This is a genomic window from Stutzerimonas chloritidismutans (genome assembly GCF_051486945.1).
GTDB classification, from domain to species: Bacteria; Pseudomonadota; Gammaproteobacteria; order Pseudomonadales; family Pseudomonadaceae; genus Stutzerimonas; species Stutzerimonas chloritidismutans_B.
Genome location: NZ_JAHVDX010000001.1, coordinates 799,417 through 823,548, shown reverse-complemented (window position 1 = coordinate 823,548; position 24,132 = coordinate 799,417). Strand labels below are relative to the sequence as shown.

Annotated in this window: 17 protein-coding genes and 1 pseudogene; 13 read left to right on the top strand and 5 right to left on the bottom strand. The window is 63.2% G+C overall.

Features of this window, described 5'->3' with window-relative positions; all coding sequences use genetic code 11:
- Positions 1–175 precede the first annotated feature (175 nt).
- From KXR72_RS03610 to KXR72_RS03590, 5 genes are all read left to right on the top strand, one after another.
- Entirely contained in the window at positions 176–2,206 is a 2,031-nt protein-coding gene (locus tag KXR72_RS03610) for an FAD-dependent oxidoreductase (RefSeq protein ID WP_437419733.1), read from the top strand.
- A gap of 98 nt (positions 2,207–2,304) precedes the next feature.
- The gene (locus tag KXR72_RS03605) at positions 2,305–2,676 is read left to right on the top strand and encodes a nuclear transport factor 2 family protein (protein WP_437420368.1); all 372 of its coding nucleotides are present in this window, start codon (positions 2,305–2,307) and stop codon (positions 2,674–2,676) included.
- 166 nt (positions 2,677–2,842) lie between these two features.
- A complete protein-coding gene (locus tag KXR72_RS03600; protein WP_437419732.1) occupies positions 2,843–4,204 on the top strand; it encodes a chromosome partitioning protein ParA in 1,362 nt (453 codons plus the stop codon).
- A 54-nt stretch (positions 4,205–4,258) separates the two neighbouring features.
- A complete protein-coding gene (locus tag KXR72_RS03595) occupies positions 4,259–5,152 on the top strand; it encodes a 1-aminocyclopropane-1-carboxylate deaminase/D-cysteine desulfhydrase (protein ID WP_437419731.1) in 894 nt (297 codons plus the stop codon).
- A gap of 24 nt (positions 5,153–5,176) precedes the next feature.
- Positions 5,177–6,280, top strand: coding sequence for a cyclic nucleotide-binding domain-containing protein (locus KXR72_RS03590; protein ID WP_437419730.1), 1,104 nt, complete (start codon positions 5,177–5,179; stop codon positions 6,278–6,280).
- On the opposite strand, the gene chrA is transcribed toward KXR72_RS03590, so the two are convergent.
- Complete coding sequence (gene chrA, locus KXR72_RS03585) at positions 6,281–7,492, bottom strand: chromate efflux transporter (protein ID WP_437419729.1); 1,212 nt, start codon at positions 7,490–7,492, stop codon at positions 6,281–6,283.
- A 60-nt stretch (positions 7,493–7,552) separates the two neighbouring features.
- Positions 7,553–8,500 carry a DUF1853 family protein gene (locus KXR72_RS03580; RefSeq protein WP_437419728.1) on the bottom strand — a complete coding sequence of 316 codons (948 nt, stop codon included), beginning with the start codon at positions 8,498–8,500 and terminating at the stop codon, positions 7,553–7,555.
- 190 nt (positions 8,501–8,690) lie between these two features.
- Here KXR72_RS03580 and KXR72_RS03575 point away from each other — a divergent pair, with 190 nt between their 5' ends.
- From KXR72_RS03575 to KXR72_RS03540, 8 genes are all read left to right on the top strand, one after another.
- The gene (locus KXR72_RS03575) at positions 8,691–9,578 is read left to right on the top strand and encodes an NAD(+) kinase (protein ID WP_437419727.1); all 888 of its coding nucleotides are present in this window, start codon (positions 8,691–8,693) and stop codon (positions 9,576–9,578) included.
- Complete coding sequence (locus KXR72_RS03570; protein WP_437419726.1) at positions 9,578–10,537, top strand: metallophosphoesterase; 960 nt, start codon at positions 9,578–9,580, stop codon at positions 10,535–10,537. The genes KXR72_RS03575 and KXR72_RS03570 overlap by 1 nt, the downstream gene beginning before the upstream one ends.
- A complete protein-coding gene (locus KXR72_RS03565; protein ID WP_437419725.1) occupies positions 10,538–11,401 on the top strand; it encodes a rhomboid family intramembrane serine protease in 864 nt (287 codons plus the stop codon).
- Between the two features lie 57 nt (positions 11,402–11,458).
- The gene (locus KXR72_RS03560) at positions 11,459–11,734 is read left to right on the top strand and encodes a YeaC family protein (protein WP_437419724.1); all 276 of its coding nucleotides are present in this window, start codon (positions 11,459–11,461) and stop codon (positions 11,732–11,734) included.
- Positions 11,734–12,567, top strand: coding sequence for a DUF2797 domain-containing protein (locus KXR72_RS03555; protein ID WP_437419723.1), 834 nt, complete (start codon positions 11,734–11,736; stop codon positions 12,565–12,567). Before KXR72_RS03560 ends, KXR72_RS03555 begins: the two co-directional genes overlap by 1 nt.
- Before the next feature lie 87 nt (positions 12,568–12,654).
- A complete protein-coding gene (gene pepN / locus KXR72_RS03550) occupies positions 12,655–15,312 on the top strand; it encodes an aminopeptidase N (RefSeq protein ID WP_437419722.1) in 2,658 nt (885 codons plus the stop codon).
- Between the two features lie 301 nt (positions 15,313–15,613).
- Entirely contained in the window at positions 15,614–16,699 is a 1,086-nt protein-coding gene (locus tag KXR72_RS03545; RefSeq protein WP_437419721.1) for a WD40/YVTN/BNR-like repeat-containing protein, read from the top strand.
- Between the two features lie 14 nt (positions 16,700–16,713).
- Positions 16,714–19,068 carry an efflux RND transporter permease subunit gene (locus KXR72_RS03540; RefSeq protein WP_437419720.1) on the top strand — a complete coding sequence of 785 codons (2,355 nt, stop codon included), beginning with the start codon at positions 16,714–16,716 and terminating at the stop codon, positions 19,066–19,068.
- Positions 19,069–19,178: 110 nt separating this feature from the next.
- On the opposite strand, the gene cobA is transcribed toward KXR72_RS03540, so the two are convergent.
- The 3 genes and pseudogenes from cobA to KXR72_RS03525 all read right to left on the bottom strand — a co-directional run.
- Positions 19,179–19,916: a uroporphyrinogen-III C-methyltransferase gene (gene cobA / locus KXR72_RS03535; RefSeq protein WP_437419719.1), complete on the bottom strand. Its 738-nt coding sequence runs from the start codon at positions 19,914–19,916 to the stop codon at positions 19,179–19,181.
- 58 nt (positions 19,917–19,974) lie between these two features.
- Positions 19,975–22,668: a nitrate reductase gene (locus KXR72_RS03530; RefSeq protein WP_437419718.1), complete on the bottom strand. Its 2,694-nt coding sequence runs from the start codon at positions 22,666–22,668 to the stop codon at positions 19,975–19,977.
- 53 nt (positions 22,669–22,721) lie between these two features.
- Positions 22,722–23,963 (bottom strand): annotated as a pseudogene (locus KXR72_RS03525) (NAD(P)/FAD-dependent oxidoreductase); the annotation flags it as partial.
- Positions 23,964–24,132 lie beyond the last annotated feature (169 nt).

The following is a 24,132-nucleotide window of genomic DNA, read 5'->3' as shown; positions in this document are numbered from 1 at the left end:
TCTGGAATGCCAAGCGGTTTTGTACGACAGGGTCAGGTGGTTGTTAGTTTCGATCATTGAGCGAGCCGCGCCGGCTGTTTATCGTCTTGGCATTCGGACCGTGCTCGACAGAGGCGCGGCCATAGACCGCTGAATGCTTGCACGTGCTTCGTGCCGCCTGACTCGAGGATTGACCATGACCGCCTTTCCCCATCTGCTTGCCCCGTTGGACCTGGGCTTCACCACTTTGCGCAATCGCACCTTGATGGGCTCGATGCACACCGGCCTGGAGGAGATGCCCAATGGCTTCGAGCGTATGGCGGCCTTCTTTGCGGAACGCGCGCGGGGCGGGGTCGGGCTGATCGTTACCGGTGGCGTGGGACCCAACGAGGAAGGTTCGGTACGCGCCGGGGCTGCAAAACTTTCAACCGCGGCGGAAGCCGAGGAGCATCGGATCGTCACCCAAGCGGTTCATGAAGCGGGCGGCAAGATCTGCATGCAGATCCTGCATGCAGGGCGCTACGCCTACAGCCCACAACTGGTAGCGCCGAGCGCCATCCAGGCGCCGATCAATCCCTTCACGCCGCGCGAACTGGACGAGGCGGGCATCGAGAAGCAGATCGGCGACTTCGTCAATTGCGCGAGCCTGGCCAAGCAGGCCGGGTACGACGGCGTCGAAATCATGGGTTCGGAAGGGTATTTCATCAACCAGTTCCTGGTCGCGCATACCAATCACCGAGACGACCGCTGGGGTGGAAGCTACGAAAACCGGATGCGCCTGCCGGTCGAGATCGTCAGTCGGGTGCGAGAGGCAGTGGGCACGGATTTCATCATCATCTACCGGCTGTCCATGCTCGATCTCATCGAGGGTGGCAGCACCTGGGAGGAGGTGGTGCTGCTGGCCAAGGCGATCGAGCGTGCCGGTGCGACCTTGATCAATACCGGTATCGGTTGGCACGAAGCGCGGATTCCGACGATCGCCACCAAGGTGCCACGCGCCGCCTTCACCAAGGTCACCGCCAAGCTGCGCGGCGAGGTGAGCATCCCGTTGGTCACGACCAACCGCATCAACACGCCAGAAATTGCCGAGCAGGTGCTGGCCGAGGGCGACGCGGATGTGGTCTCGATGGCGCGCCCGTTTCTGGCTGATCCTGATTTCGTCAACAAGGCCGCCGCCGGTCGTAGCGACACTATCAATACCTGTATCGGTTGCAATCAGGCCTGCCTCGACCACACCTTTAGCGGCAAGCTCACCACCTGCCTGGTAAACCCGCGGGCCTGCTACGAAACCGAGCTGAACTACATCCCGACCACCCAGGTGAAGAAGATTGCTGTGGTAGGTGCTGGTCCGGCAGGCCTGGCGGCGGCCACGGTAGCGGCAGAGCGTGGCCATGAGGTGACGTTGTTCGATTCGGCGAGCGAAATCGGCGGCCAGTTCAACGTCGCCAAGTGCGTTCCCGGGAAGGAGGAGTTCTACGAAACGTTGCGCTATTTCGAGCACAAGGTGCGCGACACTGGTGTGACGCTCCGGCTGAACACCCGGATCGGGGCGGCGGAACTGCTGGCCGGCGGTTTCGACGAAATCGTGCTCGCCACCGGTATTGCGCCCCGCACGCCGGACATTCCGGGCATCGAGCACCCGATGGTCATCAGCTACCTGGATGCCATTCTGCAGCGCAAGCCGGTGGGGCCGCGCGTTGCGGTCATCGGCGCGGGCGGCATCGGTTTCGATGTATCGGAGTTCATCACCCACGACGGCCAGTCGACCAGCCTTGACCGCGAAGCGTTCTGGAAGGAGTGGGGCATCGACCTGGGGTTGCAGGCGCGTGGCGGCATCGCCGGTATCAAGCCTGCTCCGCATGCACCGGCGCGACAGGTTTACCTCCTGCAACGCAAGAAGAGCAAGGTGGGTAACGGGCTTGGCAAAACCACCGGCTGGATTCACCGCACCGGCCTGAAAAACAAGCATGTGCAGATGATCAGTTCCGTGGAGTATCTGCACATCGATGATCAGGGGCTGCACGTCCGCGTGGCCTCGGGAGAACCGCAGGTGCTGCCCGTCGATACCGTGATCGTCTGCGCCGGTCAGGATCCTCTTCGCGAGTTGCAGGGTGAACTCGAGGCAGCAGGCCGCACGGTGCACCTGATCGGCGGAGCCGACGTCGCGGCTGAGCTCGATGCCAAGCGTGCCATCAATCAGGGCTCGCGCCTGGCGGCCGAACTCTGATCATCGGCGCCCCACACCGGGGCGCTTTACCCGAGGGACTAGCCATGAATGCACCATCGGAACCTGCGATCGCCCGAAGCTTGCAATGCTGGCACCAGATGGTCGAAGCGCGGCGGTTGGATCGTCTGCCCGAGTTGCTGCACCCCGAAGTAGTGTTCCGCTCGCCCATGGCGCATACGCCTTACGCGGGCGCGCCGACAGTTCAACTCATCCTCTCCACCGTGCTTGGCGTGTTTGAAGATTTCGCCTATCACCGGGAGCTTTTCAGCGAGGACGGCACCAGCGTAGTCCTCGAGTTCAGCGCCAGGGTTGGTGAGCGGCAGCTCAAGGGCATCGACCTGATTCGCTTCGATCAACACGGCGCCATCGTCGAGTTCGAGGTCATGGTGCGCCCTATGAGTGCGCTGCAAGCCCTGGGCGCTGAAATGGGACAACGGCTGGCGCCTCTCCTGTCCGCGAGCAAAAACTGAGCAGCCAACCCGGTCACAAATTCCCGGCACGAGCACCGTGCGGATTTGCCGCCGCCGGATCGGCTGCCAACCCAATCACATTGCCCGTTCGTCTTTTTCCCCTACACTTGCCGCCACACAGCGCAGTTCGGGTGCGCTACGAGATCAGCCGTGAAGGATGCCGAGCATGCAGATCAAGCCGCAGACGGTCGAGGCCGTACTGTTTTTCAACGACAGCGGTATCTGCAAGGAAATGCTCTACCCCGAATTCGAAGCCATGTTGGACGGGCTCGTTTGCATGCCAGAGTTCGCCGACCAGCAGATGCGCGTCGCTTATGTCCTGGTCAATGCCCGGCTGCAAATCCGCGCCGCGGTGTTCTTCTATCTCGATTTCAACGACGACGGCTCGGCCGACAGCGGCTGGAACATTCCGCTGCGCAGTCTGGCCGAACGCACCGGCCGTGGCCCTGACCTGGGTGCTGGGCCCATTCGCCTGGCATGCCGCAGCCAGTGTCCTGTCTCCTGGCATCAGATGCACCTTTGGGACCCGCAGATGACCCAAGGTGCCAATCACTTCGTCATGCTGCGTGACCGCATCAAGCGCAACCAGCTTGGCTTGCTGGTCGAGGACGAAGTGCCGGCGCCAGTACCGACCGAGCGACTGCAAATGGTGGCTGAGGACACTTGGTATGCAACCGACACAGGCAAGGATGTTGCGACGCGCCGGGCCGAAAAACTCGAGCAGGAGCAACGCCTCAAGGCGGCACAGTTAATTAAGCAGCAGCGCCTGCGCATCGCTAATCTCGAGCAGGCCCGCGAACTTGAAAGTACGAAGCTGAGAGAACTGGCTGCGCAGCAGCAGGCACGCCTGGAAGAGGTGATCGCCTCGCTACGCGCAGAGCTGACCCAACAGGAACGCTTCGCCGACGAGTTGCGCGAGCAGCTGACGGCGCAGGCCGAAGGCTTCCAGAAGACCCGTGAAGAAATGAGCCGCCAGCTTCGCGCGCTGGAGCAAAACAGCCGTGCTGAAGCCGAGGCCGCGCGCGAGCGCTTTGTCGAGGACCTGCAAGTGCAAGTCGACGCTGCGGTTGCCGAATACAAGGAGCAGGTCGCCATCCGTGACGTCGAGCTGGCTTACCGCAACGAACTCGACACCCAGCTGCAGGAAGAAATCGAACAGTTGCAAAAGCGCTGCGAAGCCTTGGCCGAACAGAGCGGCGAGCGAACGCTCGAGGCCCTGTCACGAATCGGCGTGCTGTTCATGGCGTATCACCCTGGCGCTGGGCATCTCACCATTCCACTGCAAGACATGGCGCGCTATCAAAGCAACCCGCTGGCCTACGCGGCGACGAAATGCGGCGTGTCCGAAGAGCAGTACCGTCAGTGGGTTCAGCATTTCCAGCAGCCGACCTGCGTCGCCTCGCTTCCCAGCGGAGAGCGTTGCAGCATGCCGCTGGACAAGGTCGACGCACCGTCGCGTTTCGTCGTTGGCGAATCCAATTGCTGTGCTCGCCATCGTACGCTCGACCGCCTACGTACCGGCAGCTGACATTCCCCCATCTTGTCATTCGACATTTCCACTCCACCCTTGGAGCCGCTCCGCTTGGGCTGGCTTGACGAAGCCGGCGTCCAGGTGGCGGTGCTGCGGCTCGATCAGGTCGATCCACTGCTCTCCGGCAATAAAGGGTACAAGCTCGCCCACCACCTTGAGGCGGCGCGCTCAGCGGGCGCCACGGGGCTGATCAGTCTCGGCGGCGCGCACTCCAATCATCTTCACGCCCTTGCTGCCGCAGGCCAGCGCTTTGGGTTCGCAACCATCGGCCTGCTGCGGGGCGAGCCGCAAGTCACCCCGACGACCGACGATCTCCAGCACTTCGGCATGACCCTGCACTGGCTCGGCTATGGCGGTTACCGCGCCCGCCACCAGGCTAATTTCTTTGACGCTTGGCGACTGCGCTATCCAGGCCTCTACTGCATTCCCGAAGGAGGGGGCGGGCTACCAGGCGCACGAGGCTGCGCACCCCTGGTGGCCTTGGCCGAGGTGCAGCTGCCGCGCCTCGGCTGGGCCGATCACCAGGGCTGGTGGCTTGCGGCTGGCACCGGAACCACCGTGGCCGGTTTGGTGATTGGCGAGGCCGCGAGTACGCGGCGGCCGGTCTTCGGCGCGCTCGCCGGGCCTGCATCGCACCAGCTTGATGATGCCGTTCGGCAACTGGTGAACGAAGCCGGCGTCGATGCCGGGCCCTACCACCTGCTCGACGCCAGCCGCGGTGGCTTCGCGCGCTTCGACGCCGGGCTTGCCCGGTTCATGTTCGAGACCGAAGCTGAAAGCGGCCTACCGTTGGAACCGGTCTACACCGCCAAAGCGATGATGGCATTGCGCCTTCATGTCGAGGCCGGGTATTTTGTCCGCGGTACGCGGCTCGTTTTCGTGCACACCGGGGGCCTCCAGGGTAGGAGAGCTGCCCTGCCACGCCTGAACGAACTGCTGCGCTGATCCAACGCTCTGTGGAATACATGGATGAACAAGTCGCTGCTCGCAGACCAGGTACGTACTTTTTTCCCGCTCAATGCGCTGGCGCCGAGGCAGCTTCAGCAGCTGCGTGATCAACTGGCGCCCCGGAGGTTGGCTCGTCATGAAGCCCTCTTCGAAGGCGACGCCGGTACGGAGACGAGCTATTTCCTGGTAAGCGGTGCGCTGGTGGTGCAGGGCGCTGACGGCGAGCGCATCCTGGCAGCGGGTTCGCCGGAAAGCGGTTGCGCGATCGTGCCAGGCGTTACGCTGAGGCGGGCCGTCGCCGCAGAGGAATCGAGTGTGCTGCAAGTCGACAGCCAACTGCTCGACGGCCTGGTCGCACGGCAGCAAGCGGACGCCGACCTGCTGCTCGAACTCGCAACGGCAGGTGAGCTGACCGAATGGCTCGAGGAGTTGCTCGACAATCCGCTGTTTGCCAAGGTCCCCGTCGAGAACGTTCGTCAGATGCTTGGAAGGCTCCACGAGATCGAATTGCCCGCCGGCTACGTCCTGCTGAAGGAAGGCGAGGCCGGTGACTGCTGCTACTTCCTCAAGCGCGGCCGGGCAGAGGTGATTACCGGCCTGGGCAGCCAGCGCCAAGTGGTGGCGGAGCTGGCCGTCGGTGCCTGCTTCGGCGAAGAGGCGCTGCTTACCGAGGCTCCACGCAACGCTACCGTTTCGCTGCTCGAGGATGGGACAGTACTGCGCCTGGCTCGCCAGGACTTCATCGCGTTGTTGCAGGAGCCGGTAGTCGCTGAAGTCGGCTTGCATGATGCCGAAGCGCTGATCGAGCAAGGGGCGCAATGGCTGGACGTTCGCCTGACCGACGAGTACGAGCGTGGGCACGCGGCGCGTTCGCTGAATATGCCGTTGCATCTGCTGCGCCTGAAGACCCGCCTGCTGGCGTCCGACCGGGTGTACCTGTGCTATTGCGACAGCGGCAAGCGCAGCGCCAACGGGGTCTTCCTGCTGACCCAGTTGGGGTTCGCTGCCTACCACCTGCGTGGTGGCTTGAACGCACTTGGGCCTGAGCAGCTCAACGTCTTTCTATGCGAGCGGGGTAGTGGATACCTGGCTCGCTCCGGCGGGCGGACCGAGCGCAGTGGCTGATTAGACGCCGGGCAGAAGCCAGCCGAGCAGCCCCCCACCGAGCACGACCAGCCACGGTGGCATTTTCCAGGAAACCAAAGCGGCCAGCGCCAGCAAGGCGAGCGCGAAGTCGGTAGCGTCGTGGATGGCGCTGGTCCAAACCGGGTCGTACAGCGCCGCCAGAAGCAGCCCGACCACCGCCGCGTTGACACCTGCAAGCGCGCTCTGCAGGCTTCGGTTCGCGCTCAGGCGAGCCCAGAAGGGAAGCACACCCATCACCAACAGGAACGAGGGCGCGAACACCGCCACCAGGCAGGCCGCTGCATAAAGCGGGCTTCCACCGACCATCGCCCCGCCGAGAAATGCCGAGAAGGTGAACAACGGCCCGGGCACTGCCTGCGCAGCGCCGTAGCCGGCCATGAAGGTGTCCTGGCTGACCCAGCCGCTCGGTACTACCTCGGCTTCCAGCATGGGAAGCACGACGTGCCCGCCGCCGAACACCAGCGCGCCGACACGATAGAACGTGTCGAGAAGCGCGATCAGCGGCGCGTCCGATGCCGCAGCCAGTACCGGCAGTATCAACAGCAAGCCGAAGAACGCCGCCAAAAGCAACGCGCCCGTGGTCCGGCCGATGCGCGGGGCAATGGTCAGCCGCGCCGCGTCCTTGCCCGGCCGGAACAGCGCAAGCCCTAGCAACCCGGCGATCAGGATGACGCCGAGTTGTGCCCAAGCGGCCGGTAATAGCAATGTCAACATTGCCGCCACCACCGCTATACCGACGCGGATGCCGTCGCTACAAAAGCTGCGAGCCATGCCCCAAACCGCTTGCGCTACCACGGCGACGGCGACGATCTTCAGGCCGTGCAGCAGGCCACTGGCCATGGCGTTATCCCAGCTTGTCAGGCCCAGCGCGAACAGCGTCAGTGCGATGGCCGAGGGCAAAGTAAAACCCGCCCAGGCTGCGAATGCTCCTGCTTTACCGCCGCGCAGCAGGCCGAGGGCGATGCCGACTTGGCTGCTCGCAGGCCCAGGTAGGAATTGGCAAAGGGCAACCAGCTCTGCGTAGCTGCGCTCGTCCAGCCAGCCGCGCCGGGTGACAAAGGCGTCTCGAAAGTAGCCTAGGTGCGCCACTGGCCCGCCAAAGGACGTCAGGCCGAGCCGCAGGAAGATCAGAAAGATGCGCCAAGAGCTGTCGGTACGTCCAGGAGGACAAGAGGTGGCTGGATCGGTCATGTAAAGGTTGTCAGCGTCAATGGGACTAGACCGCGCAGTATCGTCGCTATGGATGACAGTTCAAGCGTCGCCGCCGGTGCTCTCCGGCCAGGTATCGGGGACGACGAAACACCGCTCCTGCTCGATCCAGTAACCGTCGGCCGTCTCGACGAGCCTGACGATCAGTCGTGCCTGGTTACGCCGGGCAAACGCTTCGTGCCAGCGCTGCCAGTCGTCCGTACCGCTCAGCTGTTCTGCTTCGAACCGTGCCGGGGCCAGCCAGGCGGGCCTTGCCAGGGGTTGCCAGCAGGCCTGCTCGGCATCGCCCGAAGCGAGCCAATGCTGATAGCGAATCCAGCTGCCGCCGAGGTGGTCTGGATTCGCGCCTTCAGGCAGTTCGCCGAGATGGAACATCGGTCGGAACAGGTAGCCACCGAGCCACAGCGCGCTTGCGATGTCGCGGCAGGTCAGCTCGCAGAGCAGCGCACGGGCCTCGAGCGTGTCGCACAGGCGCAGTTGATGGGCGCAAAGTCGTTCCAGTTTGATGTCCAGCCGGTCGTGGCTGCCGGGGCCCAGCCAGTGGTCGTGACGGCGCCGCTCACCCGTGTCCTGGCCGAGATAGAACTTGACCGCCAGTTCGACATGATGAACGCCCTCGTCGTCACGCAGGATCAGGTCCAGCTCGCCTAGTGTCTGACCGCCATTGCGGATCGGCAGGTTGGCGACCAACAGTTCGACATCGGGCGCCTGGCTTACCGCAAATTGCCAGAGGCGCTCGTAGTACAGGCCAAGGCGGCGGATGCTGTGCTGCGCGAGCCAGGCCAGAAGCAGATCGGGGCGACGATCGAGCGACAGCAGCCAGTCGGCCAGGCCATCGGGCCGCATCGCCCAGTGACTGGCAGCCAGCGGATGCCGCTGCGGTGCGGGCACCTGGCTAAGCATGGGCGGCGACAGGACCGTCCAGGCAAGATCCCGCACTTGCGGGTGCGCGAGGATCGGCATCAGTTCGTCGAGTCGGGGGAGTGTCATGAGAGCAGCATAGCCGAGGATGGTTTGCTGCCACTTCCGGCTTTCGCCCATAATCGCGCAGCCGCAGCCTCGCGCGGCCTGGCACTGCCGAGGCGTTGAACTCGAACACCCCCGCGTGACACCAATCTAGTGCCTGTTACGCTTCGGCCGGCCCCGGCCCGTTACACGTCACGCCTACCAGGGAGCTTCAATGGATCAGTTCCGCAACATCGGCATCATCGGGCGCCTTGGCAGTTCCCAGGTCCTGGATACGATTCGCCGACTGAAGAAATTTCTCGTCGAGCGCCACCTGCACGTGATCCTCGAGGAGAACATTGCCGAAGTGCTTCCCGGTCACGGCATGCAGACGTCCTCGCGCCAGCGCCTGGGCGAATCTTGCGATTTGGTGATTGTGGTCGGCGGTGACGGCAGCCTGCTTGGTGCGGCACGCGCCATGGCCCGTCACCGCGTCCCGGTGCTCGGCATCAACCGCGGCAGCCTGGGCTTCCTGACCGACATCCGCCCGGATGAACTGGAGCAGAAGGTCGCCGAAGTGCTGCGAGGTGAGTACACGCTGGAAAATCGCTTCCTGCTCGAGGCGCAGGTCAGGCGGCTGGAAGAGTCCATCGGTGAAGGCGACGCGCTGAACGACGTGGTGCTCCACCCAGGCAAGTCCACGCGGATGATCGAGTTCGAGCTCTACATCGACGGCCAGTTCGTCTGCAGCCAGAAGGCCGACGGCCTGATCATCGCGACGCCTACCGGTTCTACCGCCTACTCGCTGTCGGCAGGCGGGCCGATCATGCATCCGCGCCTGGATGCCATCGTCGTTGTGCCGATGTACCCGCATACGCTGTCCAGCCGGCCCATCGTCGTCGATGGCAACAGCGAGCTGAAGATCGTTGTCTCACCCAACATGCAGATATATCCGCAGGTGTCCTGCGACGGTCAGAACCATTTCACTTGCGCGCCGGGTGACACCGTCACGGTGCGCAAGAAGTCCCAGAAGCTGCATTTGATCCATCCGCTGGACCACAACTACTACGAGGTCTGCCGCACCAAGCTGGGCTGGGGCAGCCGCCTCGGTGGAGGGGAATAGTGATTGTCGACCCGGAGCGCGGCTACGACCTGATCGGTGATGTGCATGGCTGCGCCCACACCCTGGTGCACCTGCTCGACCTGCTCGGGTACCGGCAGCACGGCGGTGTTTGGCGTCATCCCCGGCGTCAGGTGATCTTCCTTGGCGACATCATCGACCGCGGGCCGCGTATCCGCGAGGCATTGCACCTGGTCCATGACATGGTCGACGCCGGGCAGGCGATCTGCATCATGGGCAACCATGAATTCAACGCCCTGGGCTGGTTCACGCCGGCACCGCCAGAAAGTGGCCGGACCTACGTTCGCGACCATACGCCGCGCTATGCCAAGCTGCTGGAGCAGACCTTCGAGCAATTCGAGCACTACCCGGACGAGTGGCGTGCATTTCGCGAGTGGTTCCTCGAGCTGCCGTTGTACCTGGAAAGCGAGCGGTTTCGCGTAGTGCATGCCTGTTGGGACAACCAGGTCATCGACCCGCTGCGCGAGCGCCTCCAGGACGGTCGCATCGACCCGGCCTTTCTGGCCGACGCGGCGTTCCCGGATCGCTTCGCTGCCAAGGCGCTCGACCGCCTGTTGCGTGGGACGGACATGCCGCTGCCCAAAGGCGTGACCCTGACCAGCGAAGAAGGCTTCACACGCAGCGTCTTTCGCACCAAGTTCTGGGAAGAAAACCCGCAGACCTATGGCGACGTGGTCTTTCAGCCTGACGGGCTGCCCGAGCAGGCCGCACGCATGCCGCTGAGCCAAAGCCAGAAGAGCCGCCTGTTTCTTTACGGGCCGAATGATCCCCTGCTGTTCGTTGGGCACTACTGGCGCAGCGGCACGCCTGCGCCGATCCGGCCGAATCTGGCATGCCTGGACTACAGCGCGGTCAAGTACGGCAAGCTGGTGGCTTACCGCCTGGACCGCGAGCACCTGCTCGACCCGGCCAAGTTCGTCTGGGTGGAAGTGGAGCAATAGATGGTGATCGTCGAAGCGCTGCGCTTGCCGCTGTCGGAGGATCTCAGTGGTTTCATCGCGCTGCTGCAACGCCTCCGGGTGCCTTGTCGCGTGTCCGAGGAGGCAGGCGAGCAGGTGCTCAGGGTGCCAGCCGAGACAGCCGAGCAGGTCCGCGAACTCTATCAGCGTTATCCGCACGGGGATGGTGCTGTCGTGGCTGAGCAATCGCCCCGGCGTGGAGGCGGCTTCGTCGCCAGCCTCAAACGCAGCCCCCTGACCACCGCGGTACTCGTGCTGACGCTGATCGCTGCGGTCATCACGATGCTTGGCGAAAATCTGGACACCATCCGCTGGCTGACCTTCAGCGATTTTCGTGTTGACGGTGAGTACGCCTACTTCGCGACGCTCGGCCAGACGCTTGCTGCCGGGCAATGGTGGCGGCTTATCACCCCAATATTCGTGCACTTCGGCATCCTGCACCTGGCGATGAACAGCATGTGGTACTGGGAGCTTGGCCGGCGTATCGAATACCGCCAGGGTGCCTGGATGCTGCTCGCGCTGACGTTCCTGTTCGGCGTCGTCTCCAACCTGTCGCAGTATGGCTTTGGCGGGGCGGGGATTTTTGGTGGGCTGTCCGGTGTGCTCTATGGGTTGCTCGGGCACTGCTGGCTGTTCCAGAAGCTGGCGCCGGACGACGCCTATCGCCTGCCACCGGGTGTGGTTGTGCTGATGCTGCTCTGGCTGGTGATCTGCCTGACCGGGCTGATCGAAGTGGTGAGCTTCGGTGCTTTGGCGATTGCCAACGCGGCGCACGTCGGCGGGCTGGTTGCCGGCTGCCTAACCGGCGTCATTGGCGGCGTGCTGTCGCGCCGGCGGATGGCCTGAGGGCTTCGTGCCGCTTTTCCGTTAGAATGCCGGCTTGTTTTTTCCGGGAGCCCGGCCATGTCGTCCTTTATCGAAGCTATTGAAAACATCACCCCCGAAATCTACGAAAACCTGAAAACCGCTGTCGAGCTGGGCAAGTGGAGCGACGGTCGCAAGCTCACCCCCGAGCAGAAGGAAACCTGCCTAGGCGCCATGATCGCCTGGGAGATGAAGAACCTGCCGGAAGAAGAGCGCACCGGCTACATGGGTGGCCAGGAATGCGCCTCCAAGAGCAAGAACAAGGCGCCTATCGATACCAGCTTGTTCGCTCCGGCTTCCGGGACCCGTCACTGATGCTCGAACTGGGACGTGGCGCGCTGAGCAAAATGTCGATCCAACTGGGCGAACAGGCGCAGTACGCGTTTCGCCTCGACGACCAGCAGGTGCCGGTCAACCCGCTGATCGGCAAAACCCTGCGGCTGGAATACCTCGGCGCTATCAATTGCACCCATTGCGGACGCAAAACGAACAAGAGCTTTAGCCAGGGCTACTGCTATCCCTGTTTCAAGAAACTGCCGCAGTGCGACATTTGCATCATGAGCCCGGAAAAGTGCCACCACGACTTCGGCACCTGCCGTGACCCGCAGTGGGGCATGGATTTCTGCATGACCGACCATGTGGTGTACCTGGCCAATTCGTCGGGCATCAAGGTCGGCATCACCCGCGCCACGCAGCTGCCGACGCGCTGGCTGGACCAGGGCGCCAGCCAGGCGCTGCCGATCATGCGGGTCGCTACACGGCAGCAATCGGGGATGGTCGAGGACCTGCTGCGCAGCCAGGTCGCGGACCGCACCAACTGGCGTGCGCTGCTCAAGGGAGAGGCCGAGTCGATCGACCTGATCGAAACCCGCGAACGCATTTTCGACGCCTGCGCCGACGGGCTGCAGGGCTTGCAGCAGCGCTACGGTCTGCAGGCGATTCAGCCGATTGCCGACGCCGAGGTGCTGGAGATCCGGTACCCCGTCGAAGCCTACCCGACCAAGATCGTCAGTCTAGACTTGGAAAAGACGCCGGTGGTCGAAGGCACCCTGCGCGGCATCAAGGGTCAATACCTGATCCTCGATACCGGCGTGATCAATATCCGCAAGTTCACGGCCTACCAGGTCGCGGCCAGCACCGCGGCGTAGGTCGTTCCGGCGGATCGGTCCGCCAATCGAACGTATTCACCTGCAGCGCCGGGCTAAGGCCCGAAGCTGCCTCGAAGAGGCCATCCCATGCGCACCGAACAACCGAAAGTCATTCATCTCAAGGACTATCAGGCTCCGGACTATCTGATCGATGAAACCCACCTGACCTTCGAGCTGTACGAGGATCGTACCCTGGTGCATGCGCAGTTGATCATGCGCCGCAACCCTGAAGCGGGTACTGGCCTGCCGCCGCTGCAGCTGCACGGGCAGGATCTTGAACTGATGTCGCTGTCGATCAATGACCGCCAGCTCGGCCTGGGTGATTACGAAGTCGCCGAGGAAAGCCTGACTCTTCAGCCCGATGCAGCCAGCTTCACCCTGGACAGCACCGTGGTGATCCACCCCGAAAGCAACACCGCGCTGGAAGGCCTCTACAAGTCCGGCAAGATGTTCTGCACCCAGTGCGAGGCCGAGGGCTTCCGCAAGATCACCTATTACCTCGACCGTCCGGACGTGATGAGCACCTTCACCACGACGGTTAGCGCCGATAAGCAGGCTTATCCGATCCTGCTGTCCAACGGCAACCCCATCGCCAGCGGCGACGAAGAAGACGGCCGTCATTGGGCGACCTGGGAAGATCCGTTCAAGAAGCCGGCGTATTTGTTCGCCCTGGTAGCGGGCGACCTCTGGTGTGTCGAAGACAGCTTTACCACCATGAGCGGGCGCGACGTGGCGCTGCGCATTTACGTCGAGCCGGAAAATATCGACAAATGCCAGCACGCCATGGACAGCCTGAAGAAATCCATGAAGTGGGACGAGGAGGCCTACGGCCGCGAATACGACCTGGACATCTTCATGATCGTCGCGGTCAACGACTTCAACATGGGCGCCATGGAAAACAAGGGCCTCAATATCTTCAACTCCAGCGCCGTGCTGGCGCGTGCCGAAACGGCTACCGACGCTGCACACCAGCGCGTCGAGGCCATCGTCGCTCACGAGTATTTCCACAACTGGTCGGGCAACCGTGTGACCTGCCGCGACTGGTTCCAGCTGTCGCTGAAAGAAGGCTTCACGGTTTTCCGCGACTCGCAGTTCAGCGCCGACATGAACTCGCCAACGGTGAAGCGCGTCGAGGATGTGTCTTATCTGCGCACCCACCAGTTCGCGGAAGACGCCGGCCCCATGGCCCACTCGGTGCGCCCGGAATCCTTCATCGAAATCTCCAACTTCTACACCCTGACTGTGTACGAGAAGGGCGCCGAAGTGGTGCGCATGATTCAAACACTGTTGGGCGAAGAGGGCTTCCGCAAGGGCAGCGACCTCTACTTCGAGCGGCACGATGGCCAGGCCGTGACCGTCGATGACTTCGTCAAAGCGATGGAAGATGCCAACGGCGCCGACCTGACCCAGTTCAAGCGCTGGTACAGCCAGGCCGGCACGCCGCGGCTGGCTGTCAGCGAGCAATATGACGCCGCTGCGAACACCTACAGCCTGACGTTCCGCCAGAGCTGCCCGCCGACACTAGGGCAGAGCGAGAAGCTGGCATTTGTCATCCCGGTCTCGCTGGGCCTGCTGGACGGGCAGGGCAACGAAATCCCGCTGCGGCTGCAAGGCGAAAGCGCTGCGGTCGGCACGACCCGCGTACTGGCAGTCGATCAGCCGGAGCAGACCTTCACCTTCATCGACGTACCAGAGCAGCCGCTGCCGTCACTGCTGCGCGGGTTCTCCGCACCGGTGAAGCTGGACTTCCCCTACAGCCGCGATCAACTGATGTTCCTGATGCAGCACGATTCCGACGGCTTCAACCGTTGGGAAGCGGGCCAGCAGCTGTCGGTTCAGGTTTTGCAGGACATGATCGGCCAGCACCAGCGCGGCGAAGCGCTGCAGCTGGACCAGCGTCTGGTGGCGGCGCTTCGCAGCCAGTTGGAGGACGAAAGCCTCGATCAGGCGATGGTCGCGGAGATGCTGTCGCTGCCGAGCGAGGCCTACCTCACTGAAATCAGCGAGGTGGCGGACGTGGATGCCATTCATGCCGCTCGCGATTTCGCTCGCGAAGGTATCGCAACGGCGCTCTTCGATCTGTTCTGGAAGCGCTACCAAGCCAACCGTGAAGTGTCCCGGCAGACGCCATACGTCGCGGAAGCCAGCCACTTCGCCCGCCGCGCGCTGCAGAACATCGCCTTGTCGTATCTGATGCTGAGCGGCAAGCCGGACGTCGTCGCCGCCTGCGTCGAACAGTTCGACCAGGCCGACAACATGACCGAGCGGCTGACCGCGCTGGCGGTGCTGGTCAATTCGGACTTCCAGGCCGAGCGTGACAAGGCCTTGGAAGCCTTTGCCGAGCACTTCAAGGACAACCCGCTTGTCATGGACCAGTGGTTCAGCGTACAGGCAGGCAATACACAGCCGGGCGGGCTGGAGCGCGTCCAGCACCTGATGCAGCATCCGGCATTCACGCTGAAGAACCCGAACAAGGTCCGCGCCTTGATCGGCGCCTTTGCCAATCAGAACCTGGTCAACTTCCACCGTGCCGACGGTGCGGGCTACCGCTTCCTCGCCGACCAGGTCATCGTGCTGAACACGCTCAACCCGCAGATCGCCTCGCGCTTGTTGGCACCGCTGACTCGCTGGCGCAAGTACGACACTGCCCGCCAGGCGTTGATGCGTGGCGAACTCGAGCGGATTCTTGCCTCCGGCGAGCTGTCCAGCGATGTTTACGAAGTCGTCAGCAAAAGCCTCGCCTGATGATCACGACGGCATCGCGCTTCATTGCGCGGTGCCGTCGTCTCCGTTAACAAGTTCCCGCCAAAACCTCAGTTATTGTCGCCCGCGATACCGCGCACAGGGCCAATCAACGCCATCAGACCGGGCCTCGGTAGCTTCTTTCTGAGCCCTGCCATAACGCCCATCTATTGGGCAATATCAATCAGCCTGGCTTAACAAAACATAACGTCCAGCCGATTGCTGCTGCTTTCGAAAGCCCTATAGCATGGCTCCGCCTGTTCCCATACGCAGGCCTTACCTAATAAGAATAAAGGGGGTATGTATGAGTGAGCCCGTCATGTGGCGCACCCAGTTCGGCCGCGCGGTAAAGCTGCTCGGCAGGTCGTCATCCAGTCACCTGAGGCTCACCAGAACGCTTCCGCTTTGCGGATTACTCTGCATGCTGCCCTTCCTGACCCCGGCTCACGCTCAGAGCCCGACCGAGCCTGGCGCACGCTATGCCATCCAGTCCAAAAAGGCCGTTAGCAACCTGTTGCTGGACATCACCCATGCGGGCACCCGCCTGGTCGCGGTAGGCGATCGCGGGCACATCCTCTATTCAGACGACAGTGGCAACACCTGGACCCAGGCCAAAGTGCCGACCCGGCAGTTGCTTACCGCTGTACATTTTGCCGACGACAAACTCGGCTGGGCCGTTGGTCACGATGCGCTGATCCTCGCCACTACCGACGGTGGCGAAACCTGGACCCATCAGTACGAGAACCGTGAGGGCGAGGTACCGCTGCTCGACGTCTGGTTCGAAGATGCCGAGCACGGCTTCGCGACCGGCGCCTACGGTGCCCTGCTGGAAACCACTGATGGGGGCAGCAACTGGGAAGACGTCGCCGACCGCCTCGATAACGAAGACGGTTATCACCTCAACGCAATCAGCGAGATACCCGGCTCCGGGCTGTTCATCGTTGGCGAAATGGGCGGCATGTTCCGGTCGACTGACAGCGGCGAAACCTGGGAGCGCGTGGAGTCACCGTATCAAGGTTCGTTGTTCGGCGTGGTCGGCGGGGGAGAGCCCGGTGTCGTCGTGGCGTTCGGCCTGCGCGGCCATCTGTTCCGCTCCACCGATTTCGGCGACAGCTGGGAAGAGATTCGGTTGGGCGATGGGCAGGACGCACTGGAAACCGGGCTGGCCGACGGCAACCTGCTCGAAGACGGTCGCATCGTCGTTGTTGGCCACGGCGGCACGGTGCTGACCAGCCGGGACAAGGGGCAGACATTCACGCTGTTCAGCCGCCCTGACCGGCGATCGCTTTCGGGCGTCGTGGATGGCAAAGACGGCAATCTGGTGCTGGTAGGGCAGAGTGGCGTCAGGGTCGTCTCGCCGGAAGGCGCCAACTTGCCCGTACAACAATAAGAGCCGGAGCCAACATGACCAAACATCAGCAGAAGCCGGCATCCTTCCTGGAGCGCCTGATATTCAATAATCGACCGGCCGTGATCATCCTCTGCCTGTTGATCAGCGTGTTCCTGTTCTTCCAGGCCGCGCAGGTTCGCCCATCGACCAGCTTCGAGAAAATGATTCCGCTGGGCCATCCCTTCATCCAGAACATGCTTCAACACCGAGACGACCTGGCCAACCTGGGTAACACGGTGCGGATCTCCGTTGCAGCGAAGGATGGCGACATCTTCTCCAAGGAATACATGGAGACGCTGCGCCAGATCCATGACGAAGTGTTCTACATCCAGGGTGTTGATCGCTCGAACATGAAGTCGCTCTGGAGCCCCAGCGTGCGCTGGACGGAGGTGACCGAGCAGGGCTTCGCCGGGGGCGAGGTCATTCCGCAGACGTACGACGGCTCGCCCGAGAGCCTTGATGACCTGCGGAGCAACATTCTCAAGTCCGGCCAGATCGGCCGCCTTGTGGCCAATGACTTCAAGTCCAGCATCATCGATGTGCCGTTGATGGAGTCCTACTCGGACCCGGAAGACCGCAGCAAGCTGATCAAGCTGGACTACCAGAAGTTCTCCCACGAGCTCGAAGAAAAGATTCGCGACAAGTACGAAGCGCAGAATCCTAACGTCGAGATCCACATCATTGGCTTCGCGAAAAAGGTCGGTGACCTGATCGACGGCCTGGTCGGCGTCGCCCTGTTCTTCTTTGTCGCGATCGGTATCACGCTCGCGCTGTTGCTGTGGTTCACCCGCTGCTTCAAGAGCACCATCGCCGTGGTGGTCACCACGCTGATCGCCGTAGGTTGGCAGCTGGGCCTGCTGCATACGCTGGGCTTCGGGCTCGACCCCTATTCGATGCTGGTGCCGTTCCTGGTCTTTGCCATCGGCATCTCCCACGGCGTGCAGAAGATCAACGGCATCGCCATGGCATCGGGCGAGACTGACGATCCGTTGGCCGCTGCGCGCATGGCGTTCCGCCAGCTGTTCATTCCCGGCATGGTGGCGCTGGCGTCCGACGCCGTCGGCTTCGTGACCTTGCTGTTGATCGATATCGGCGTGATCCGCGAGCTCGCCATCGGCGCCTCCCTGGGCGTTGCAGTAATCATCCTGACCAACCTGATCCTGCTGCCGGTGACCATCTCCTACCTGGGCATCAGCCAGCGCGCAGTCAAGCAGGCGCGGGAAGAAGCCGCGCGCAATCATCCGTTCTGGCGCGCACTGTCGAACTTTGCGAGCCCGACGGTCGCACCGATCTCCATCGTCATTGCCCTGGCGGCGGTCGGCGGTGGGCTCTGGTATGGGCAAAATCTAAAGATCGGCGACTTGGATCAGGGCGCCCCGGAGCTGCACCCGGACTCGCGCTACAACCTCGACAACGATTTCGTCATTCGCAACTACTCGACCAGCTCCGACGTACTGGTGGTGATGGTCAAGACGGCGCCTGAAGGCTGTGCCCACTACGACACGCTCGCCGCCATGGACGAGCTGATGTGGAAGATGGAGAACACCGAAGGCGTGCAGTCAGCGGTGTCGATGGTTACCGTCGCGCGCCAGAGCATCAAAGGCATGAACGAGGGCAGCCTGAAATGGGAAACACTGTCGCGTAACCAGTTCGTGCTTAACAGCTCCATCGCTCGGGCCGAGGGCATGTACAACGGCGATTGCTCGCTGGCCCCGGTGCTGGTGTTCCTCAACGATCACAAGGCCGAGACGCTGGAACACGTCGTCTCCGCGGCCCGCGAGTTCGCCGAGGAAAACAACCGTGAAGGCCTGGAGTTCGTGCTTGCGGCGGGTAACGCCGGTATCGAGGCGGCCACCAACGAGGTCATCGCGGCGTCCGAAACCACCATGCTGATCGCGGTCTATCTCGCCGTGAGCATCATGTGCCTGCTGACCTTCCGCTCCATCGCCGCCACGCTCTGTGTGATCCTGCCGCTGGTGCTCACCTCCATCCTCGGCAACGCCTTGATGGCGTTCATGGGCATCGGCGTGAAGGTTGCAACCCTTCCCGTGATCGCGCTCGGCGTCGGCATCGGTGTGGACTATGGGATCTACATTTACAGCCGGCTCGAATCCTACCTGCGTCAGGGTATGACCTTGCAGGACGCCTACTACGAAACGCTGAAATCGACCGGCAAGGCGGTAATCTTTACCGGCATCTGCCTGGCGATTGGCGTGTTCACTTGGGTGTTCTCGGCGATCAAATTCCAGGCCGACATGGGCCTGATGCTGACCTTCATGTTCCTCTGGAACATGGTTGGCGCCATCTGGCTGCTGCCGGCGCTGGCGCGCTTCCTGATCAAACCGGAGAAACTGCGGCAGAAGGCGTAATGCTTGAACCGTGACGAAAAAGCCGTGGCCCTCGGGCCGCGGCTTTTTTATGCAAATCAGAGCAGCGCCTCGTAGCGGTTAGCGTCGACGGGCGGATCACCCGCCCGGATTCACGCGCTCTGGCGTAGAGCCTGTGCAACCGCTTGTGCGGCGACTTCGCCGATGACCAGGATCGCGGGGCTCTTGAGTTGGAAAGCGGCGGCATCGGTAACCATGCTGCCCAGTCGCGAGCGGCATTCGCGCTGTTGGGGCAGTGAAGCGTTTTCAATCATTGCAATGGGTGTGTGGGCAGGCAGCCCGCCTTCCATGAGCCCCGTTTGCACCTGCTGCATGCTACTGACGCCCATGTAGACGACGAGTGTGGTCCCGGTCTTCGCCAGCGCATGCCATTCGGGGCTGCTTCCGTCGAGCGTATGCGCGGTGACCAGCGTCACGCCGCGCGCCACGCCGCGCTGGGTCAGCGAGATGCCGCACTGAGTGGCACCCGCGAGGCCTGCGGTGATGCCGTTGACCAGCTCGACCTCGATGCCGCGCTCAGCCAGCCATTCGGCTTCCTCGCCGCCGCGCCCGAAGATGCAGGGATCGCCGCCTTTGAGCCTCACCACGCATTTGCCCTGGCGCGCGTAGCGCAGCATCAGACGGTGGATGAATGCCTGGGGCGTCGAGCGGCATCCGCCGCGTTTGCCGACGGGGATGACCCGCGCAAGCGGGCAGTGTTCGAGCACGGCGGGGTTGACCAGATCATCGATCAATACCACTTCGGCCTCGCCCAAGGCGCGCACGGCCTTGAGTGTCAGCAGTTCCGGGTCGCCGGGGCCTGCACCTACTAGCCAGACTTTTGCGCTCATGTCGTTACCTCTCGTGTTGCAGTGGCGATGCGTCGTGCATCGCCGGTGGAGTCAGGAATCAGGCGACTGCGGGTTGCACCAGCAAGCGCTTGATTTCGGGTACGCAGGAGCCGCAGCTGGTGCCGCAGCCCAGCTCCCGTTTCAGGCCGTCGAGGTCCAGGCCGCGCGCGATACCGGCGCAAATCGCGTCCTCGCTGACGTTCATGCAGTTGCACAGAGTCTTGGCGGCACGCACCTGGCCGCCGGGCGGCGCGCTCAAAGGGGCCAGCAACCAGCGATGCAGCGCTTGATCGGCCGTGCCGTCCTGCCAGAGCTGCTTGAGCCAGTCGCGTGCTGCGGTCTCGCCGGACAGGCTGAGGGCGACGATGCGGCTTTCCTCGATGCGCACGCGTTTGCCGATGGCCCGTTGCGGGTCCTGGTAGACCAGTACCGGCCCCTTGTTCAAATTCAGCATCGCGTCGAGTTTTGCCAGCACCCACGCCTCGGGTGCCGCATGGCAGGCGGCGCGGATGACCAGCGCCGGACGGTCGCGGCCGGTCAGCGCGAAGCTGGCGAAGGCAAACTCATCGAACACCGGGCGCAAGGCCTCGAAGCGCTGCTGCACCGAGCCCTCGACCAGTGCGAAGTACTGCCAGGGCAAGTCGACCTTTTCGACCTCGATACCGGCGTGCTTGAGCTCGGGTTGTTTGGAGATCGGGTCGAATGCCGGCAGGGTAAGGCGATTGATGCCCAGCCCCTTGAGAAACCGGTCGCCCCAGTGCATCGGCACGAAGGCCTGCCCGGCGCATAGCGTCTCATCCGCCTGCACCGGCAGCAGGATCTCGCCACGGCGGCTGCGGACCTTGACCAACTGGCCATCGTGCAACTGGCGCTCACGCATGTCAGTAGGGTGCATGCCGAGCATGGCCTGCTCGACATGGCCGAACAGGCGCGCAGCGGTGCCGGTGCGGCTCATGCCGTGCCAGTGGTCGCGCAGCCGACCGGTATTGAGTGTGAGCGGAAAGCGTGTGTCGCGTGTTTCCGTCGGCGGCTGGTAAGGCTCGGCGAGAAAGCGCGCGCGGCCATCCTCGGTAGGAAAACGACCATCGGCATAAAGTCGCGGCGTCCCCCGGGCGCTCCCAGGGGGGAAGGGCCACTGTTGTGGGCCAATGCGGTCGATCAGTGCATGGCTGAGGCCAGACAGGTCCAGGTCGCGGCCTGCCGTCAGTTGTTTGTATTCGTCGAACAGTGCGGCCGGCGTGTCGAAGGCAAACAGGCTGGGCTGGTCGGGCCGCAGCTGCGCCTCGAGCCTGCGCGCGAAATCGCAGGTGATCGACCAGTCCGCGCGCGCCTCGCCGGGTGCGGCGATGGCCGGCCGCACATGGCTGACACGGCGCTCGGAGTTCGTCACCGTCCCTTCCTTCTCGCCCCAGCTGGCGGCAGGCAGCAGCAGGTCGGCATAGCGACACGTCTCGGTGGTGAAGAACGCCTCCTGTACAACCACGAACGGGCAAGCCGCCAGAGCGTCATGGACCGCGCGCTGATCCGGCATCGACTGTGCCGGGTTGGTGCAGGCGATCCAAAGCGCCTTGATCTGGCCGTTGCGCACGGCCTCGAACAGCTCGATGGCTGACAGGCCCGGCGCGTCCGGTAGGGCGGGCACGCCCCAGTAGTCAGCGACTTCTCGACGGTGTTCGGCATTGCCGGCATCGCGATGGCCGGGCAGCAGATTGGACAGGCTGCCGGTTTCGCGCCCGCCCATTGCGTTCGGCTGCCCCGTCAGGGAGAACGGACCGGCGCCCGGCTTACCGATCTGGCCGGTGGCCAGGTGCAGGTTGATCACCGCACTGTTCTTGGCGCTGCCGGCGGTGGACTGGTTGACGCCCATGCACCAGAGCGAGAGGAATCGGGGCGAATTTCCGATCAGCCGTGCGCAGCGCTGCAGCGCACGTTCATCGATGCCGCAGAGTTGCCCGACCCGAGCGGGATCGTAGTCGCGGACCAGGTCTTCCAGCGCCTCGAAGCCAGCGGTGTGAGCGTGGATGAAGGCGCGGTCGATCTGCCCGCTTTTCAGCAATAGATGCAGGATGCCGTGAAACAGGGCGACGTCGGTGCCAGGCTGGACGGCCAGGTGCAGGTCGGCCAGCTCGCAAGTGTCGGTGCGGCGCGGGTCGACGACGATAATCGTCATCTCCGGCCGACGGGCCTTGGCTTCTTCGAGGCGGCGGAACAGCACCGGATGGGCGTAGGCCATGTTGCTGCCAACAATCAGCAGGGTGTCGCTCTGCTCGATGTCCTCATAGCTGCAAGGTGGGGCGTCGGCACCCAGGCTGCGCTTGTAGCCAACCACGGCAGACGACATGCACAGGCGTGAATTTGAGTCGATGTTGTTGGTGCCGACCAACGCGCGGGCGAGCTTGTTGAAGGCGTAGTAGTCCTCGGTCAGCAGCTGGCCGGAGATGTAGAAGGCGACGCTGTCCGGGCCGTGCTCGGTAAGGGTGTCGGCAAATACCTTGGCGGCGTGGTTCAGCGCGCTGTCCCAGTCGGTCCGCGCGCGCGCCAGGGTTTTACCCAGGCGCAGCTCGGGGTAGAGCGCACGGGCATCCAGATCACCGGTCAGGTGCAGCGTCGAGCCCTTGCTGCACAGTTTCCCGAAATTGGCGGGATGCGCCGGGTCGCCGGCCACATCGAGGATGCGTTCGCCGTCGTGCTCGATCAGCACGCCGCAGCCAACGCCGCAATAGCAACAGGTCGAGGCGGTCACGTGGCGCATGGTCAGCTCCTCTACAGGGTCGTCTTCGCCAACCATCAGGCGTGCTCGACGGTGGGAGATGAAGCCTGCGTAGGCTGGCTTTCGCTGGCGAGCGCGGCACCGAACATCAGCCGGTCGCGGATATCGCTGATGTCCCGGCCCTCGCGGACCTGACGGAAGTACCAGCTGCCGTCAGCCGTGTCGCCGTAAAGGCAGGCGCCGACGAGCACGTTCTGGCGAATCACGAGCTTCTTGTACACGCCGTCGATGGGGTCGGAGAGGGTGATTGTCTCGGTGCCTTCGCCGCCCATGAAGTCGCCTGCTGAAAAGAGGTCAATCCCGGTGACCTTGAGCTTGGTTGACGTCACCGAACCGAGGTAGCGCGAGAAGCCGAGCATCGCGAGATGGTTGGCGCACACCTTAGCCTGCTCGAACAAGGGGGCGACCAGGCCATAGGCGGTGCCGCGATGGTTCGCGCATTCGCCGACGGCGTAGATACGCGGGTCGTAGGTCTGCAGCGTGTCGTTGACCAGAATGCCGCGATTGCAGGGCAGGCCGGCACGCTCTGCGAGTTCGACGTTCGGCCGGATGCCTGCGGCCATGACGACCAGATCCGCACCGATCACTTCGCCATCGGCAAACCGCACGGCCGTGACCCGGCCGCCTTCGTTGCCGATCAATTCGGCCGTCTGCCGGTTCATCTTGAAGCCCAGGCCACGCCGCTCCAGTTCGTTCTGAAGCAGAGTGCCGGCGGTCCGGTCGAGCTGGCGCTCCATTGGCCATTCGCCGATGTGCACCACGGTGACGTCCATGCCTCGCAGCTTGAGGCCATTGGCCGCTTCCAGGCCGAGCAGCCCGCCGCCGATGATCACAGCGTGCGTGTGGGTCCGGGCAGCTTCCATCATCGATTGGGTATCGGCGATGTCGCGGTAACCGATGACGCCGTCCAACTCATTGCCAGGGATCGGCAGGATGAAGGGCGTTGAGCCAGTAGCGATCAGCAAACGATCATAAGCCGCTTCGCTGCCGTCCTCGGCAGTCACACGGCGGCGGGCGCGGTCGATCTTGACCACCTTGCGGTTGAGCATCAGGCGGATGCCGTGCCGGGCGTACCAGTCGAGGTCGTTGAGCACGATCTCGTCGAACGTCTGCTCACCTGCGAGCACAGGGGAGAGCAGGATGCGGTTGTAGTTGGGATGAGGTTCGGCCCCGAACACGGTGATGTCGTACAGATCCGGTGCGAGCTTGAGCAGCTCCTCGAGCGTACGGACGCCCGCCATGCCGTTGCCGATCACTACCAATTTGAGCTTCTTCATGCCGTTCTCCGCGCCGGACCGAGCATCACGCCCCGGCCGTACTTTTTGTTCCAGCAACGAAAAAGGCGCCCCACTGGTTTACCAGTGAGGACGCCTTTGTCCTTGCTTTCCGTATTCGGAGCCCGGCCCTCCACGTTGATGGCCCGGCTTGATGTGCCTGTCAGAATGC

Excerpts from the sequence above, each read along its gene's own strand:
- KXR72_RS03555 (WP_437419723.1), top strand. The coding sequence starts at position 11,734 with ATGCTCGAACTGGGACGTGGCGCGCTGAGCAAAATGTCGATCCAACTG.
- chrA (WP_437419729.1), bottom strand. The coding sequence starts at position 7,492 with ATGACCGATCCAGCCACCTCTTGTCCTCCTGGACGTACCGACAGCTCT.
- KXR72_RS03580 (WP_437419728.1), bottom strand. The coding sequence starts at position 8,500 with ATGACACTCCCCCGACTCGACGAACTGATGCCGATCCTCGCGCACCCG.
- KXR72_RS03605 (WP_437420368.1), top strand. The coding sequence starts at position 2,305 with ATGGTCGAAGCGCGGCGGTTGGATCGTCTGCCCGAGTTGCTGCACCCC.
- KXR72_RS03600 (WP_437419732.1), top strand. The coding sequence starts at position 2,843 with ATGCAGATCAAGCCGCAGACGGTCGAGGCCGTACTGTTTTTCAACGAC.
- KXR72_RS03560 (WP_437419724.1), top strand. The coding sequence starts at position 11,459 with ATGTCGTCCTTTATCGAAGCTATTGAAAACATCACCCCCGAAATCTAC.
- KXR72_RS03565 (WP_437419725.1), top strand. The coding sequence starts at position 10,538 with ATGGTGATCGTCGAAGCGCTGCGCTTGCCGCTGTCGGAGGATCTCAGT.
- pepN (WP_437419722.1), top strand. The coding sequence starts at position 12,655 with ATGCGCACCGAACAACCGAAAGTCATTCATCTCAAGGACTATCAGGCT.
- KXR72_RS03540 (WP_437419720.1), top strand. The coding sequence starts at position 16,714 with ATGACCAAACATCAGCAGAAGCCGGCATCCTTCCTGGAGCGCCTGATA.
- KXR72_RS03545 (WP_437419721.1), top strand. The coding sequence starts at position 15,614 with ATGAGTGAGCCCGTCATGTGGCGCACCCAGTTCGGCCGCGCGGTAAAG.
- KXR72_RS03590 (WP_437419730.1), top strand. The coding sequence starts at position 5,177 with ATGAACAAGTCGCTGCTCGCAGACCAGGTACGTACTTTTTTCCCGCTC.
- KXR72_RS03575 (WP_437419727.1), top strand. The coding sequence starts at position 8,691 with ATGGATCAGTTCCGCAACATCGGCATCATCGGGCGCCTTGGCAGTTCC.
- cobA (WP_437419719.1), bottom strand. The coding sequence starts at position 19,916 with ATGAGCGCAAAAGTCTGGCTAGTAGGTGCAGGCCCCGGCGACCCGGAA.
- KXR72_RS03530 (WP_437419718.1), bottom strand. The coding sequence starts at position 22,668 with ATGCGCCACGTGACCGCCTCGACCTGTTGCTATTGCGGCGTTGGCTGC.
- KXR72_RS03610 (WP_437419733.1), top strand. The coding sequence starts at position 176 with ATGACCGCCTTTCCCCATCTGCTTGCCCCGTTGGACCTGGGCTTCACC.